The sequence below is a fragment of the Levilactobacillus sp. genome, assembly GCF_022646225.1.
Lineage (GTDB): Bacteria > Bacillota > Bacilli > Lactobacillales > Lactobacillaceae > Levilactobacillus > Levilactobacillus suantsaiihabitans.
Genome location: NZ_JALCJA010000002.1, coordinates 171,474 through 187,801 on the forward strand (window position 1 = coordinate 171,474; position 16,328 = coordinate 187,801).

The 16,328-nt window shown below is 54.1% G+C and carries 15 protein-coding genes; 7 read left to right on the forward strand and 8 right to left on the reverse strand.

The features are described 5' to 3' along the window. Positions 1 to 198 precede the first annotated feature (198 nt). Positions 199 to 2,043, forward strand: coding sequence for a S53 family peptidase (locus LKH74_RS03560; RefSeq protein ID WP_287788210.1), 1,845 nt, complete (start codon positions 199 to 201; stop codon positions 2,041 to 2,043). 437 nt (positions 2,044 to 2,480) lie between these two features. Here the strand turns inward: LKH74_RS03560 and LKH74_RS03565 are convergent, their stop codons facing one another. The 3 genes from LKH74_RS03565 to LKH74_RS03575 form a co-directional block, all read right to left on the reverse strand. Then, positions 2,481 to 4,331 (reverse strand): DUF5776 domain-containing protein, encoded by a 1,851-nt coding sequence (locus LKH74_RS03565; RefSeq protein ID WP_287788212.1) that lies wholly within the window; start codon positions 4,329 to 4,331, stop codon positions 2,481 to 2,483. Positions 4,332 to 4,705: 374 nt separating this feature from the next. After that, positions 4,706 to 5,362, reverse strand: a complete 657-nt coding sequence (locus LKH74_RS03570) for a YczE/YyaS/YitT family protein (RefSeq protein ID WP_135367102.1) — start codon at positions 5,360 to 5,362, stop codon at positions 4,706 to 4,708. Positions 5,363 to 5,443: 81 nt separating this feature from the next. Then, positions 5,444 to 6,169 (reverse strand): gamma-glutamyl-gamma-aminobutyrate hydrolase family protein, encoded by a 726-nt coding sequence (locus LKH74_RS03575; protein WP_287788215.1) that lies wholly within the window; start codon positions 6,167 to 6,169, stop codon positions 5,444 to 5,446. A gap of 156 nt (positions 6,170 to 6,325) precedes the next feature. Between LKH74_RS03575 and LKH74_RS03580 the strand changes: the two genes are divergently transcribed. From LKH74_RS03580 to glpK, 3 genes are all read left to right on the forward strand, one after another. Continuing rightward, entirely contained in the window at positions 6,326 to 6,586 is a 261-nt protein-coding gene (locus tag LKH74_RS03580) for a hypothetical protein (protein ID WP_135367100.1), read from the forward strand. A gap of 222 nt (positions 6,587 to 6,808) precedes the next feature. Next, positions 6,809 to 7,456: an endonuclease III domain-containing protein gene (locus LKH74_RS03585; RefSeq protein WP_287788217.1), complete on the forward strand. Its 648-nt coding sequence runs from the start codon at positions 6,809 to 6,811 to the stop codon at positions 7,454 to 7,456. Positions 7,457 to 7,695: 239 nt separating this feature from the next. Further along, on the forward strand, positions 7,696 to 9,213 hold the full coding sequence (gene glpK / locus LKH74_RS03590; RefSeq protein ID WP_135367098.1) for a glycerol kinase GlpK: 1,518 nt from the start codon (positions 7,696 to 7,698) through the stop codon (positions 9,211 to 9,213). Positions 9,214 to 9,273: 60 nt separating this feature from the next. Here glpK and LKH74_RS03595 read toward each other — a convergent pair whose 3' ends face one another. The 3 genes from LKH74_RS03595 to LKH74_RS03605 all read right to left on the reverse strand — a co-directional run bounded on the left by LKH74_RS03595 (position 9,274) and on the right by LKH74_RS03605 (position 11,027). Continuing rightward, the gene (locus LKH74_RS03595; protein ID WP_287788219.1) at positions 9,274 to 9,552 is read right to left on the reverse strand and encodes a helix-turn-helix domain-containing protein; all 279 of its coding nucleotides are present in this window, start codon (positions 9,550 to 9,552) and stop codon (positions 9,274 to 9,276) included. Continuing rightward, the gene (locus tag LKH74_RS03600; RefSeq protein ID WP_287788220.1) at positions 9,545 to 9,895 is read right to left on the reverse strand and encodes a type II toxin-antitoxin system RelE/ParE family toxin; all 351 of its coding nucleotides are present in this window, start codon (positions 9,893 to 9,895) and stop codon (positions 9,545 to 9,547) included. The genes LKH74_RS03595 and LKH74_RS03600 overlap by 8 nt, the downstream gene beginning before the upstream one ends. A 274-nt stretch (positions 9,896 to 10,169) precedes the next feature. Beyond that, positions 10,170 to 11,027, reverse strand: a complete 858-nt coding sequence (locus LKH74_RS03605; RefSeq protein ID WP_287788222.1) for a DUF368 domain-containing protein — start codon at positions 11,025 to 11,027, stop codon at positions 10,170 to 10,172. Between the two features lie 193 nt (positions 11,028 to 11,220). Here LKH74_RS03605 and LKH74_RS03610 point away from each other — a divergent pair, with 193 nt between their 5' ends. Next, positions 11,221 to 11,964 carry an SDR family oxidoreductase gene (locus LKH74_RS03610; protein WP_287788223.1) on the forward strand — a complete coding sequence of 248 codons (744 nt, stop codon included), beginning with the start codon at positions 11,221 to 11,223 and terminating at the stop codon, positions 11,962 to 11,964. Positions 11,965 to 12,101: 137 nt separating this feature from the next. Here LKH74_RS03610 and LKH74_RS03615 read toward each other — a convergent pair whose 3' ends face one another. Further along, on the reverse strand, positions 12,102 to 12,545 hold the full coding sequence (locus LKH74_RS03615; RefSeq protein ID WP_135367094.1) for a hypothetical protein: 444 nt from the start codon (positions 12,543 to 12,545) through the stop codon (positions 12,102 to 12,104). A gap of 82 nt (positions 12,546 to 12,627) precedes the next feature. Continuing rightward, positions 12,628 to 14,163, reverse strand: coding sequence for a 23S rRNA (uracil(1939)-C(5))-methyltransferase RlmD (rlmD, locus tag LKH74_RS03620; protein WP_287788224.1), 1,536 nt, complete (start codon positions 14,161 to 14,163; stop codon positions 12,628 to 12,630). 675 nt (positions 14,164 to 14,838) lie between these two features. Between rlmD and LKH74_RS03625 the strand changes: the two genes are divergently transcribed. Next, on the forward strand, positions 14,839 to 15,489 hold the full coding sequence (locus LKH74_RS03625) for an ABC transporter ATP-binding protein (RefSeq protein ID WP_135367092.1): 651 nt from the start codon (positions 14,839 to 14,841) through the stop codon (positions 15,487 to 15,489). Next, a complete protein-coding gene (locus tag LKH74_RS03630) occupies positions 15,486 to 16,244 on the forward strand; it encodes an ABC transporter permease (protein ID WP_135367091.1) in 759 nt (252 codons plus the stop codon). Before LKH74_RS03625 ends, LKH74_RS03630 begins: the two co-directional genes overlap by 4 nt. The last annotated feature ends 84 nt before the right edge of the window (positions 16,245 to 16,328 follow it).

The window sequence follows — 16,328 nt, forward strand, 5'->3', positions numbered from 1 at the left end:
ATTGCCCGACCGTTTACCCTAAGAACTACCACAACTACGGTCCGGTCCAACCATCCGTAACGGCAGCAGCGTGATTGGCCATCCCCTCGTTAGCGGGCACTTGATTCGGCCATTTAGTTATGTTGCTTAACGGAAGAATTGGGGCCACCGTTTGCCGAGACGACAGCGTATAATAATGCTAAATGGAGGGGATGTCCTATGAAGATTCGTTTTCTCGTGGCCGGCCTGATTGTGGGGCTGGGGGGCTTTGGTGGTCTGCAAGCCACCGCGGCCACTACCAGCACGGTCGCCACGCCGTATCGTGAAGGCCAATTGGCCGGATTAACCAATGTCAAACAAGTCTCATCTAGCAAGACGGTGACCTTAGATTTGGTCTTGAACACCCGGAATTCAGCGAAATTGACCCAGACAGCCTACGCCGTCAACACGGCGGGCAATCGGCAGTTCAAGTCCTACCTAACACCCAAACAGTTCCGCCAAAAGTTCGGTCAGTCCACGACCACAACCAAGCGGTTAGCCAAATATTTTAAAGCACATAAGTTTAAAGTAACGACCTTTAATGATGGCCTGATCATGCAGATCAAGGGGAGTGCCAGTGCGGTCGACAAGACCTTTGCCACCAAATTAAAGACGGCGCGCTACCACGGCACCAAGATTCAGTATTCCAAGAAGACACCGAAGCTGCCGAAGAACGTGGCCAAGCCCATCAAGGCCGTGGTCGGGATCACGAACTTAGTCAAGCTGTCCAGTCTCGCGGACACGGCCAGCACCACGACGGACGGTCCCACCAGCGATGGTGCACCGCAAAACTTCTTGAAGCAATATAATGCCACCGGCCTGACCAGTGGCAATAACGGTAGCGGGCAAACCATCGGTATCATCAGCTTTAGCAAGGTCAACAAGTCAGACATCACCCATTTCTGGTCCGCTGAAGGCGTGCCCGCTTCGGCTAATCGCATCAGTGTCAAGTCAACGGGTGGCATGAATATTTGGGGCAATGTCGATCCCGGCAATGCCGAAACGTCGCTGGACGTGGAACAGGCTGGGGCCTTAGCGCCCAAGGCCAAGATTCGTGTTTACACGGCTTCGTTGAGCGATGTTGGTTGGCTCAATGCCTTTGCGACCGCGTTTGGTGAAAATAAAGCCAGCACGTTGTCGTTGAGCTGGGGCTTGTCGGAAGGCGTGCTGCAAAGCCTCAATCAATATCACGTCTTGACCCCGCTATACGGCAGCATCATGAACACGTTGCTGGCACAAGGAGCCGTGCAAGGTGTCTCCACGTTTGCGGCCAGTGGTGACACCGGTGCTTACGGCGAAGAATTGGCTAAAAATGGGGATGTCGATGAGGGCATCTACGCCAATTTCCCCGCCAACAACCCGTGGGTCACGGCGACCGGGGGGACCACGTTGCCGGTTGAAGGCACGTTGGCCGATGGCGCCGAGGTCAAGATTACCAAGGAACGGACCTGGGGTGGCGACGCCTTATTTGACGCCTACGCCCAAGACCGGGCCTTCTTCCAAAAGAATTCTGATCTGATGAGCATGCTGCAGAGTGGTAGTGGCGGCGGAATTTCCACGCTGTATGCGACGCCACAATACCAAAAGGGCGTTTCCGGGGTGAACACCTACAACGCACGGCAGTATCTGAATAGCGACGGCCTGCCCCAGCTGAATGCCAGCCTGATCACGGGCAAGGCCAGTGGGCGGAATTATCCGGATGTCGTGGCCGATGCTGATCCGTTGACCGGTTATGACGACTACAACAGTAGCGACGGCTGGAGCACGGTCGGTGGGACCAGCGTGGTTGCGCCACAGTTTGCCGCCATGGCCGCCGTCATCAACAGTGACCGCAGCAAGCGCATGGGGCTGTGGAACCCGCAACTGTACGCGTTAGCCCAGACCAGTCAATCGCCGTTTACCAAATTGGATTCTGACACGAACAACGGCAATCTCTACTACGTTGGCCAACCCGGCAAGACTTACAATCAAGCCGCCGGACTGGGAACCGTGGACTTTGACCAGTTGGCCAAGGTCTTTAAGTAAAGACGTTAGCGACTGTGTGTTGACTCCAAACATCACCTAAAAAAGCAGTAGCCCCGACTTCTCAGTCGTTGCTACTGCTTTTGTTGTGGTTAAAGATCTGAAGGTTGAACCTAAAATTAAGACGCTGATTGCTGTAACGACGGTGTTCTGTCCACTCAAATTGGTGAAACCAGACGCCTGCGTCAGCCAGGGTTCCACCTGCTCTGGGGAACACCTCCAGCCTGAGGAGCGGTCTTCCGGTTCGCTTGAAAGCCTGGCAAAGACCGCCAGTCTCTCAAGTCGTCCCGCGCTGTAGGCTGAGACAAAACCTCAGCCAACACCGCCGACACAGCTGGCTCCACCCAGGCTGCCTCCGGCAAGGTTGACGGCTATCAGTAACACTGTGTTACTGAAAGACTAGTCGTCAGTTTAGCTACTACCTGGGGTTAAGGCAACTGTTACTTAACCACGCGCACCAAGTGCTTATTAGCGGTGATGTAGCCGCCCGCCACGTGGTACCGGAGGGTGTCGCGCTTATTGAAGTTGTTAGCGTTTGAGTAGGCCCAGCCGGTGACCTTGAGCGTCGTGTGATTGGCGATATGGCGATTCTTTCGGGTCAGGTTCGCCGTGGTGTAACGGTTGATGGCATGCTTGGTTTTGATCCGCTTCGGCATTTGGACCTTGCCGGCTTGGACCAGTTGCTTGTTGGCCGTGACGTAGCGGCCGTTAGTCAAGACGAAACGGGTCGTCAGGTTGTGGCGCACGATGCGTTTGACCTTCAGAACCTGGCCTTGCCGGTAGTGCGCCCGTTTCTGGGTGAGATTTTGTTTGGCATAGCCGTTGACCCCGGCCGGATTGATGACCGTGATCTTGGCGTGCTTCTTGGCGTAGTAAACCGGTGCGGTGTAGGCCCGTTTGGTCGTGACGTAGCCGGTCTTGCCAGCCGTCTTACTGTGGTGATTGACGTCCTTGACGTGGTAGCGTTTGACGCCGTTCTTGGATTTGGCGTAGCCGGTGACCACAAACATGGGCCGGTTTGTCCGCGACTTCTTGGCGTACCAGCGTTTTACCTGTTTCTTACTAAAGGTAGCCGTGCGGTAGAGACCGATCTTCTTGGTGGCGTAGATCACGGTTCCCTTAGGCGCAACCGGGTCGACGGTGGCGGCAGCGCTCCCAGTTTGCAGGGCTGGCTTGGCGTAAACGTAGGTTACCGTCTGAGCGTCACTGGTAAAGGTCCCCGTGGCGTTGGCGGGCGTTTTCGTCAGCGTGTAGTTGGGGATGTCTAAAGCGTCACTGTGGTAGCTCGCGCCCAGTTCGCCGGTCAACAGTTGGTCCGGTGCCAGCGTTTTTCCTTGTTCATCGACGTAGCGGACCGTTACCGGTTGTGCTTTTGCAGGCGTCGGAGTGGGAGTCGGCGTTGGCGTGACCTCGGGTGGTAGACCGGTGCTGATGAAGATGAACATATTTAATACGCTACCGCTTAGTCGGTAAGACCCATCTCGAAGTTTGGTGAGGTAATCGCTCATGGGAGCCAGTAGGAGTCTCTTTTGTTCAGCGACACTTTCCACCGGATCAATTTTATGAGCCTCCGCGGAAGACAACTCAGCCAAGGCAGGGAGTTGGGTAATAAGCTGATCATATTTTTGTTGGAAAACTAGCCAAATATGGGTTTCAAAGTCCTTTGCCGAGAATATTGCCGGGTTATAGGCGTTGATGATGGTTTCGGAAAGATTCAACCGTTTTAGTTCTGGAATCATGTTTTCTGCATAGTCTTGGGCCATCGCTGCTTGATCGATTGTTCCAGTTTGGCGGGTGATCATCACCATTTTGGTCATCCAAAGATCCATGAGTGTTCCAGTAGTAAGTGTGTCAACGTATTCGGTATCAGATACGGCAATGTTCTCTGCATCAAGCAGATTGGCAAGGAAAGACTTTTGTAAATCAAAACTGGACACCGATTCGGCCATAGTCAACATGCCGTCGCGGATGTCATTGAGATTTAATGTATCATCTATGGGATGACTAGCTTGCAGTTTTTGCATGTAGTCATCGTCTTTGAGCTGGTCAACCGTTAAACTCTCCGGCCAGCCCGTTAGCGTTGACAAGCGTTTGATGCCGCTAGTCGTACTGAAGTAAGCGTACGGTGTTTCGACCGCACTGATTTTGATAGCGCTTTCACTCTTGGCCTGTTTCGTCGTCGTGACAGTATCTGTCGTTGTATCTGCTTGTGCCAGTGCTGGCGCTGCGAGGCCGGTCAATAAAATTACCGTTAATCCGGCCGTCATCAGTTTGCTAATTACCCTAGTCATTTAGCACACCCCTTTTACTTTTAGTCCTCTAATTAGCTGTAGTATAGCATAATTATTGTTGTAAAAGCTACTCTAAATGGGATGATAACGGGATTTATCAATTTTCATTAATAGAGTGATAATTGAAAAATGCCGTTTACACAGATTTTAAAAAGTGACCCCATGGCAAGACGGTTTCAACCAGAAATGGTTACGCCAGAAAGTTTATTGAGCCAAAAAACTGGCGCTAAGCCGGTCTGACAAGGGTTGTCACCGACGGTAGTTGTCGGCGATTTTGTTCAGGGGGCGTTGGATGACGCCAGATTTAGACACAAAAACAGCGACTAGCTCCTGAAAACATGGAGCCACTCGCTGTGGTAATTGCTCATTAAATTTTAAACGTCGACGTGGTGTTTTAACCGCGGAAAGACGTGATAGTCGGCCCAGCCCATGACGATGCCCTGGGTGACCAAGGCCCAAATCGTCCCAAAACCAATGGCGTGCAGCTCACCGGTGAAGAGATAAGACAGGATGATGATCAACAGCGGCGGCGCGTAACTGGCCCACTGGGCGATGATGGCGGAGCCGCGGAGGTATTTGAACCGCAGAATGTACGCCAGGTCATCGTTGGGGTGCATGATGATGTTGCACCGGTTGTAAATGGACACGGCAAAGGCAACGCCGAACAAACCAATGATGTCGACGATGACGCGGCCAGTTAGGGACAGTTGTCCCACCCCTAGCCAGTTCCAGAAATAGCCGATCCATTCGACCAGGTAGCTGAAGGGGATGATGTACAGCAGGTTGGAGACGAACCGTCGCCGGTCGAATTGTCCCAGTAACAGTTGGTTCAACAGCGTAATGACGATGCCGTAGATAAACAGCGTCGTTCCTAGGGGTACGTGAATCCAGTTGGCCAGGTTCACGGACGACCCGGTCCACACGGCACTCCCCAGGTTGGTGGAGATGGTTAAGGCGTTGGCCGCCGAGTTCAGGACGATGGAGAAGCCTAAAAAACGCATCCGTTGCCCAAAGTCCTTCATTTTCGCCACGACCACACACCTCCTAGTTTTCTGTCACAAACTCTAGTGTAATGGAAGTGCCGGCCAATGAAAAGGCCCTTTACCAACTTTTTACATGCGGCTCGCCGCACGGTCGACGAAATTTTGGAAAATCTGGCGCGATTCGGCGTGGTGCTTGTACATGTTTTCCGGATGCCACTGGACACCCAGGATCTGATCATCGGCCTTGGATTCGAGCGCTTCAATGACCTGGTCGTCGGCGCTGGCGGTCACCCGCAGACTGGGGGCGACGTCCTTGATGGCCTGATGGTGGCGCGAATTGACGTAGGGCCGCTTGCCGGTCAGGGTGGCCAGCGTGCTGTCGGGCACGACCGTAACGTGGTGGCTAGGCTGATTGCCCATGGCGGCCTGGCTGTGTTTGAGCTGGGCCAGCGGATCTTCGCTCAGGTCTTGGTACAGCGTGCCGCCCAAGCCCACATTGATCAGCTGCAGGCCGCGGCAAATGCCCAAGATAGCCTTGTTGGCGGCGACGGCCTGTTTTAGCAGTTCGATTTCAAATAAATCCCGCTTGCGGTAGGTCTTGCCGAGTCGCATGTGGGGTTCCTCGCCAAAGAAGGTCGGATCCACGTCGGCCCCGCCGAGAAAGGCGACCCCATCAAATAGGGGCAGGTAGTCGGCCACGTCTTCCGGGTCGATGCTGGGTAAAATAATGGGTAGGCCGCCGGTTTTGACAATGGCTTCGACGGCCGGTCGCGGGGCAAAAGCCGCGTTTCTTTCGTTGATGATATTAGTGGCCTCGTCGAGTGTATCGGCGGGCAAAGCAATGCGAGGACGCATGGCGTCGCTTCCTTTCCCAAGTGCTTGTTGACCAGTATACCCATTTTAAAGGAAATTTGTCACCAGAACTAACGGAACTTGTAACGAAATAGTTAACAAATTTTCTAAATAACTTTACAATGAGGAAGTAGACTAAATTTAAGCGAGGTAAACATGATGACAGAACGGCAGTTGATTCAAGAAATTTTGAATTCCGAAGCGATTGAGTATCGTTTTGAAAACGTCGATGAGGATTCAAAGGAATACACGCTTTTATTGAAACGGCAAGACAAAGACGTGCGCGCCGTCGAGACAATCAACGATGAAATCAAGAAGTACTTCCAAAGCGCGAACTTCGATTACAAAGAGGAGCTGCACCCAGAAGGCACGGATGAAGATATCCGCTTGGTCATCAAGCGCAACAATGGTGCTAAATAAAGAGAAGCGTTAAGGGCTAGTCACGTATCGCGCGCGGCTAGCTTTTTTGACGGGTGGATAGGGGGAGCGCCTGCGGCTGACAGGGGTTCCGCCTGTTCTGGGGAACGCCTCCAGCCTGAGGGGCGGTCTGCCGGCTCGCTTCCAAGCCTCGCGCAAACGGCCAGGCGGCCAGCACGGACCGTGTCGCCCAAAACAACTTAACCATAAACAAGGAGGACACGCATGACGATTGAAGAACTGTACCACCGCATGGCCGCAGAAATGGGGCCGCAACCTTGGCTGAAACCGGGGACACCGTGGGCGGAGACGCCCGTGGAAATCATGCTGGGCGCCATCTTGGTCCAAAACACCAACTGGCGCAACGTGGAGCCTTCACTGATCAATTTGAAACGCGTCACGGGCTTTGACCCGGCCAAATTGCGGGCACTGACGCCGACAACCATCACGCCACTGATTCGCTCCAGCGGTTTCTACAATCGCAAGGGTCCCGCCATTTTGGCGCTGGCCACCTGGTTGGGGCAGGCCAATGATGATTTGGCCGCGCTCAAGCAACGTTCCGGCAGTAGTCTGCGCGCGGATCTCATGGCCATTACCGGTATCGGCAACGAAACGGCCGACTACATCTTGATGTACACGCTGGACCACGGCACCTTCATGGTCGATACCTACGCGCGCCGCCTGTTTGCCTGGCTCGGCGCGACCATGCCCAAGACGTACCCGGCTTTTCAAAAACAAGTTCTGCGCCAGTTTCCATTGGGCCTAGCCGATTGCCAAGAGTTCCACGCGCTGATCGACGAATTCGGCAAGCAAGTCAAAGACGACGCCGACTTTGCGCAGTCATTTTTGGCGGGGCAACGGTTGGTGGTGTAAAGCTGCCTGCTTCGATTTGATAGCCAAGACCGGCCCTCAGCGTGTCGACTCATAGTTGGCGAACGGCAAGGCGGTCAGACTCACCAGTTTCAAAAATGAGCGGCTGATTTCTTAAGAAAGTTTCAAACGCACCCGGCGCCGGGACAAACTCTGGCATTTTTCACAAGGGTCGTGCTATGATTAATGCAATTGAGTTGGAACCGCTTACTGTAACGCTAATTTTGGAGGGAGTTTTACATATGGCATTGAAGAAGCCGGAAAACTATCTGTTAGCCATTGACCAAGGGACCAGTAGCACGCGGGCACTGATCTTTGATCACACGGGGCGTAAGGTCATTGAGGGGTACAAGGAAGTGCCACAGTACTATCCGCATCCCGGTTGGGTCGAATCTGACGCCAACGAGATCTGGAACAGCGTGCTATCGGTGATTGCTAGCGCCCTGATCGACGCCTCGATTCACCCGGAAAACATCCAGGCCATCGGCATCAGTAGCCAACGGGAAACCACCATCGTGTGGGACAAGGTCACCGGCGAACCCATTTACCATGCCATTGGTTGGCAAAGTCAACAGACGGCCAGTCTCGCCAAGGAATTGGTCGCGGCCGGTCGGGCGGAAACGATTAAGGAAAAGACCGGACTGGTGGTCGACGCTTACTTCAGTGCCACCAAGGTACGCTGGATCTTAGATCACGTGCCCGGTGCCCAGGAACGCGCCGAAAAGGGCGAGCTGTTATTTGGGACGGTCGACAGTTGGCTGGCGTGGAAATTGTCGGGCGGCAACATTCACGTGACCGACTACAGTAACGCCAGCCGGACCATGTTGTTTAATATCCACACGCTCCAGTGGGATACGGACATTTTGAAATGGCTCAACATCCCGGCCGCCATGTTGCCAGAGGTCAAATCCAGTTCTGAGGTCTACGGCGTGACGCAGAATTTCCAATTCTATGGCGTCGAAGTGCCAATTGCGGGCATCGTCGGGGACCAATCCGCCGCGCTGCTGGGGCAGTTGGCGCTGGAACCCGGGACCGTCAAGAACACGTACGGTGACGGGGCCTTCGTCATGATGAATACCGGCCATGAGCCGCAATTGTCCAAACACAACCTGTTGACGACGATTGCCTATCAGCTGGACGGTCAGGTGACCTATGCGCTTGAAGGGTCCATCCTGGTGGCTGGTACCGCGCTGGCGTGGCTGCACGAGAGCATGAAGATCATCAGCAGTGTGCCGGAGTCGCGGCAGGCGGCCATGGCCTCGACCGATGAGGATGAAGTCTACGTGGTACCCGCCTTCAACGGCTTGGGTGCGCCGTACTGGGATCCCGACGCCAAGGGGGCCGTCTTTGGCCTGACGCGGGGAACTGACCGCAACGACTTCGTGAAGGCGACGTTACAGTCGATTGCCTACCAAACGCGCGACGTCTTGCGAACCATGAAGCAAGACACCGGCATCGACATCCCTGAATTAATGGCCGATGGCGGGGCGTCGCGGAACCGCTATTTGATGCAGTTTCAAGCGGACATCCTCAATATTCCCGTGCAACGGGCGGCTGATGAGGAAACCACTGCCATGGGGGCCGCCATCGCGGCGGGTCTGGCCGTGGGCTTCTGGCAAAGCCTGGACGAGATCAAGGAGATCCGCAATGCCGGCCGCGTCTTCACGCCGGACATGGCCGAAGACCGCCGTAACCACCTGTACGCCGGTTGGCAACAGGCCGTTGCCGCCACGCGGGCGTTTAAACCGAATCAAGACTAATTAAATGAGACGTAAAGAAGTCCCAGCCACCGGTAATTGATGGTTGGGACTTTTGTGTGGTTAAGTGAATTGAAGAATGACTTTTTTATTGACGGCGGCAGCAATTTCGCTTAATACTTTAACGGAGACGTTCATTTGGCCTTCTTCAATACGGGCAATTGTAGATTGAGGTTTACCAACTAATTTACCAAATTCACGTTGTGTTAACTGCTTCTCTTCACGAAGTTTACGAACGGCAACGGCAACTTCAAGATTGATTGCGGTTTGATTAGCCTGTGCTGCAAATTCAGCACTTTTAGCACTTTGCTGAGCGATGTACTCATCGATTTTACTAGTCATGTTGGTCACTCCTTTTTGTTGTGTAAAGCGTACGGCGATGGCGTCCTCGTTGAATTTCTCTTTGAGGAGTCTTTTGCGTTTTTTTAGTAAATCCGTGTGTAATGACATAATGATCATTTTCGAAATGAAAATAAATGACTCGCTGAATATTGTTAGCCTGGCGTGAACGGATTTCAAAAAGGTTATGTTCTAGTTCTCGCACCCATTTCTGTTTTCTTGAGTTGAGCATACCAAATTTTTGAATCTTAGATAAAGTTTCTGCTAACTGTGCAGCATCTTTTTTGGGTAAAGACGATAGAAATGATTGAAATTCTTCCCAATCGTAGTAACTGAATTCTAACACATTATCTCCTTTATTGATAGCGAATTCGCTATCAGAACAATTTTTTGTATTACATAGAATAACTACGCGAAGAAGTGAGGATTATTTTTTGAATCGAAATCTTTGCGCAAATCTTTGAAAGAAAATGTGTTTGTATGGGTTTAAGGCCAATAAAGTATCATCGAATTTCTTCGTTATCGACTGGAAGAATTGAATGCTTTTAGGTACCGTAACAGTAACCGCGGTAGCAAAAAACCGCCAGTAACGTTGACCGTTCCTGGCGGTTGAAGCGTGTCTATTTATATTTTTCTTCCAACCGGCTCATCCAAAACCCCAAGGCAGCGCCGGCCACCAGTGCCAATGCGCTCCAGACCAGCGTCACCCAGGTGGCCCCGGCGTACGAGATGCTTTCGGCGGCGTGGCTGTCGGGCACCAGGATCAAGATGGTGCTGGCGGTCACGATCCCCAAAATGAAGTGGTACACCCGCGAATGGAAGCGGTGGATGAGGTAGTCCATCCCCTTGGAAAAGAGCGCCATGGCCAACACGCCACCGATGGCGATGGGTAAGTAGACGCCCAGCAGGTCGAAATTTTTAAAGCCGGTCAGCATGGGCGTGAACAGGCCTAAAATCAACAAGAGATTCGACGGACTCAGGCCCGGCACCAATACGCCCAGGGCAATCAGGGCCCCGGCGACCACGAAGCCACCAAAGTTTGCCGGCAACGTGCCGAACAGGTCGCTCATGAAGTACAGCAGGCCGCCGCTGATCAGCAGGGTGCCCCAGAACCACAGGTGGTCGATGGCGTCACGCGGACTTTGGGCGATGGCCGTTTGGTTCAATGACGGCAACGTGCCCACGATGGCGCCGGCAAAGCCCCACAACACAATGACTTGCCAGCGGTCCAGCAGATATTCCAGCGGCGCGGACAACAGGGCGATCCCCACGATGCCACCCAGGCCGACCGGCACAAAGTACCAGAAGTCCCGTTTGAAATTTTGACGAAAATGGGCCATGAAGCCTAATAAGCGTTCGTAAATGCCTAAGATAGCGGCGAGAACCCCGCCGGAAACACCGGGTAAAATAAAGCCCAGGGCAATGATGACGCCTTTGAAGAAGCGTTTCACCGGGCTGTCAGGACGCGTCGTTTGCATAGATTTCTCCTTCGTCGTGCGGTTAGCGTTTTCCCTAAGATACCAGAATTAGGGGGAACGGGCAATCCGGTCGGGAAAAAGTACAGGATTATTTAAGAATTAATTTTAAAAAGAGGGGTCACGGTCCTTGACTTAGAGTCGCTCGAACCGCTTATACTGGCAACATTCATTTAAGAATAGGAGCGATTTTATTATGACTGTTAAAAACAAAGTAGTTGTGATCACGGGCGCCTCTTCGGGCATCGGTGCCGCGACCGCCAAGCTGTTGGCCAGCAATGGTGCCAAGGTCGTCTTGGGAGCCCGTCGTGCGGATCGGCTAGAAGCGTTGGTCACTGACATCACCAACGCCGGCGGCCAGGCCGTTTACCAGGTGACGGACGTGCGGGATGCTGCCGAGGTCCAAGGCTTAGTTGATTTGGCAAAGGCTAAATTTGGCGGCATCGACGTCATCTTCAACAACGCTGGCATCATGCCGACCTCGCCCATCAGTGCGCTGCACACGCAGGAATGGAACGATATGATCGACATCAACTTGCGTGGTGTACTCAATGGAGTGGCGGCCGTCATGCCTGATTTCACGACCCAAAAGCACGGTCAAATCATCACGACGTCTTCCGTTGCCGGCATCAAGAGCTTCCCCGGTGCCGGGGTGTATGGCGCCACCAAGTTCGCCGTTCGGAACCTAATGGAAGTCATCCGGACGGAAAGCGCCCAGGAAGGGACCAACATCCGCACGGCCACGCTGTATCCAGCAGCCATCAATACGGAATTATTGCACACCATCACCGATGAAGCCGCCAAGCAAGGCATGGACCAGTTGTACGATGCGGTCGGCATCACGCCAGACGCCATCGCCCGAGTCGTCAACTTCGCCATTGACCAACCGGCTGAAGTCAACGTTAATGAATTCACGATTTACCCCACGAAACAAGCCTAGTCTAACTGGCTTGACTAAAAAACCGCAACCACGGCCGACTGCCACTGGTTGCGGTTTTTGGCTTGGGAAAAGAGGCAACGATAAATAAAAGGGCAACTAAAAAGCCGACCAGCAACAACGGCCAGTCGACTCATGACTTATTCTTTTGGTTGTGACCAATAGTGGGCGCGCGCTAACAGGTCGCGGGACCGCTCATCGGCGGGGATGAACCCCTTATTGAACAGGTGTTTGAAGTACATCAGGTTGTACAGCGACCCCCACAGTAGGCCTTGAAGCAGTGGCCAAACGGAAATCGTGAATTGGGCGGTTTGGGCAGCGGGGACCGTCATCATCAGTAACATGGATGCGCCTAGGTCGACCCCTAAGATACACAGTAAGTTATACCAGTCGGCACGGAAGATGGCTGGAAATGGGGGGAAGAAGAACATGGTCCATGAGAACCCCACCTTAGCGATCCGCATGTTTCCCGTCTCGGGGTTCACGACGGTCGCGTAATTAGGCGGTAACGGCAGTCCTTGAGGGCCGTTACCATTTTGATTATTTTGATCATCGTCGTTGAAGCCCTTAAAAGGATCTTGCATGTCATTTGCCAACTTTCTAAAAAATTCGTTCGTCAATCGTTATCTAAAAGTCTAACACGAAAAGCAGTTGCTGCCTATTAATCTATTGACGGCGGCTTAGTTTAACCACTGCTTCACAGCGGGCGGTCTGCGGCATCATGTCCACGGACTGGATGTAATCGACCTGATAATCGTGGGTCAACTCGACTAAGTCCTTGGCCAGCGTCGAGGGGTTGCAGGAAATGTAGACGAACTTTTCGGGGCGGACGGCCAGGATGGTTTCAATCAAGGTCGCGTCCAAACCGGTGCGTGGTGGGTCGACCACGATGGCGTCCGGCCGGAATCCGGCCATGATCCACTTCGGCAACAGGTCTTCGGCGGTACCCACTTCATAATGGGCGTTGGTGATGCTGTTGGCGGCCGCATTGGCGTTGGCATCGGCGACGGCTTCGGGGATGACGTCCATCCCGCGGACCTCTTCGGCCACGTCGGCCAGCGACAGGCCGATCGTGCCGATCCCGGCATAGGCGTCGACCACCGTTTCGCCCGGTTGTAGGTCCAAGGCCTTCTTGGCTTCGGCGTACAACACGGTCATTTGTGCGGGGTTCAGTTGTAAGAAGGCCCGCGCGGAGAGCTTGAAGGCCAGGCCGTCAAGCTTTTCCGTGATGGCTTCGGCGCCAGCCAAATGGATCGTCTCGTCACCCCAGACCAGTGAGGTTTCACCGGGGTTGATGTTTTGCATGACGGAGGTCACCTGGGGCAGCTCGCTAGCGATGCGTTCGAGCAGTTCGCGTTTGTGCGGCAGCTTTTGGGAGTTGGTGATGAAGACCAACTGCACGTCGTCGGTATTGGCGGCCGCGCGCACGACCAGCGTTTTGACGATGCCGGACTTGGCTTCTTCGTCGTAGATGGGCATGTCCAAATCCTGAAGCATGGCCACCACGGCGCGCATGACCGTCATGGTAACGGGCATCTGCACGGAACAGGTGGCCAGGTCGACTAAATCATGGCTGCGTTCGGCGTACAGGCCGGCTTCAACTTGGCCAGCGGCGTTGCGGCGAACCTGAAATTGGGCCTTGTTGCGGTAGCCATAGGGATTGTCCATCCCCAGCGTCGGCCGCAAGTCGTAGTGGCGGAAGCCTTGGGGTTGGTAGCGCTCCAGCGATTGGGCCACGATGTCGCGTTTGAATTTTAATTGTTCGGGGTAGTCTAAATGTTCCAGCTCGAACCCGCCGACGGCATCGGCGTAGCTGTCTCGCGGTTCGACGCGGTGGGGGCTGGCCTTGCGGATGCGGTGGACCTTGGCCCGTAGGTAACGGGTGGCCACGCTAGTCACTTCGACGACGGCCTCTTCACCGGTCAAGGCACCGGGCACAAAGACGGCCATGCGCTTGTAATAGCCGATGCCTTCGCCGTTGATGCCCATGCGCTTGATGGTCAATGGGAAACGTTGGCCGACTTCCACGGTCACGCTCGGAGCTTCGCGTTCCTGCCGGCGGCGGTCATTGTAGCCGCGGCTGGTCGGGTGATTGCCGTGAGTGTTGCGGTGGCGGTCCCGGTAGCTGTGCCGGTCGTTACGGTCATTGTGGGCGTAGCGGTCGCGGCCGCCACGGTGATTCTGTGAGTCAAATTTTGCCATGTTTTCTCCTGTGATACGGGTCCCGGTCGCTACCAGACACCCGCGTCGTTCTTTAGAAATTCAGTCATTAAGCCCGTTAAGACTTACGGTCTAGAACATTATACCAAACTTTCGCGGTCGCCGGGGCCAGAGACCCTGACCAACCAAAATTAGAAGCCGTTTTCGTAGGCGATTGGCCGGGGTTTCGGTACAATGGAAGCAGATGTTTTTGGTGGTGGGTTGGCTGGCGCTTCGGGATGTTGGCTGGTGTTACGAGTTAATCCGATTTTAGGTGATTTTGTTAATTCAATCTGTGGTCACAGCCAGTCGTATTGCCGTTTGAGACTTTTTACGGATGATCAGTGGCATCCTTGTTGGCTGAAATTCGACTGGATGACGCTTGCATCAAACCGGTGACTACTTGAAGCTACCACTGTAGCCGATAGTCCGCCAAATAGGGGTTCAGCCGTGGGAGTTGCCTTAGCGGCGCGGTTCATGCCGCTTAGGCAACTGGCGTCTTTGAGACGTGAACTTCGGCTCAAAGCGAGGACCGAGACCGCTTTTCAGGCTCGGACCGGTCCGCCCACCGCGTTCCAATCCCTATTTGGTGGACGGCAAGGCGGCCAGCCTCATCGTCATTCAACGCCAACCACCACCCGCCAACCACCAAAACTAATTTCAGAAAGGAGCGACAGCATGAGTTTGATTGCACTCGAGCACGTGGGTTACCAGGTCGATGACACGGCGATTCTCACCGACATCAACCTGACGATTGACAAGGAGGAATGGGTGACGCTGACCGGGCCATCCGGCGGGGGCAAATCCACGCTGGTTCGCATCATCGCCTCGCTGCTCAGTAAGACCAGCGGGACCCTGACCTTTGCCGGGCAACCCATTGAAAGCTATGATCCGGTGGCTTACCGGCGGCGGGTGTCGTACAGTTTCCAACAGCCGACGCTCTTCGGTGAGACCGTCCGGGACAATTTACAATTTCCTTACCAGATTCGCCAGCGGCCGTTTGACCAGGACCGCGCCGTGGAAGGCCTCGAAGTCGTCGGGCTGGCGGCCAGTGATTTGGACAAGGCGGTGACGGACCTGTCCGGGGGTCAACGCCAGCGCGTGGCCTTACTGCGCAACGTGATGATCTACCCAGAAGTCTTGATCTTAGACGAGGTCACGGCCGGACTGGATGCCGAAAACAAGGCGTTCGTTTGGTCGCTCATCCAGCGTTTCAACCAGCAAGACCACCTGACCATCATCGCCATCACCCATGACCAAGCGGAAATCGACGCGGCCAGCCGGTTGGTCACCATCAAAGACGGCCGCATCGTGGGAGGTGCCAAATGAATTTAGCTGTGAATAATCAATCCTTGTTGTTGGCCCTCGGCCTGGTCGTGATTGCGTTAGCGATTGGCTGGAAGGAAAAATTGGGCATCGACCGCGACATGATCATCGGCGTCATCCGCGCCGTCGTTCAGCTGTTTGTAGTCGGGTATCTGTTGAAATACGTCTTTCGCGTCGACCACATTTGGCTGACGACCATTTTGATTTTAATCATTATTTTTAACGCCGGCTACAACGCCAAGCAGCGTAGTAACGGCATTCCGCGGGCTTTGCCAATTTCCATTGGCGCCATTCTCATCAGTACCGGCGTCACGCTGGGCGTTTTGATGTTGGCCGGCGCGATTAAATTCATCCCGTCGCAAATGATTCCGATTTCCGGGATGATTGCTTCCAATTCGATGGTCGCTATCGGCCTGTGTTATCGCAACCTCAACGCCCAGTTCAAGCAGGAGCGCCAGGCTGTGCTGGAAAAATTGGCGTTGGGGGCGGACTTGAAGGATGCGTCTAAGGAAATCGTGCGCGACAGCATCAAGACGGGCATGCAGCCGACGATTGACTCGGCCAAGACCGTGGGTATCGTGAGTTTGCCGGGGATGATGTCCGGGCTGATCTTCGCTGGCGTCGATCCGGTGCGGGCCATTAAGTATCAGATCATGGTCACGTTCATGTTGATGTCGGCGACCAGCATTGGCTCGGTGCTGGCCTGTTACTGGGCCTACCGCGGCTTCTACAACGACCGCAAGCAGCTGCTGATTTAGCTTTGATTCCGCCTGGTCAGCCAGACGCGGCCATCCCATGACGTCAAAAGTAGTCGTTTACAGCCTCACAAGGCGAACTGGCCG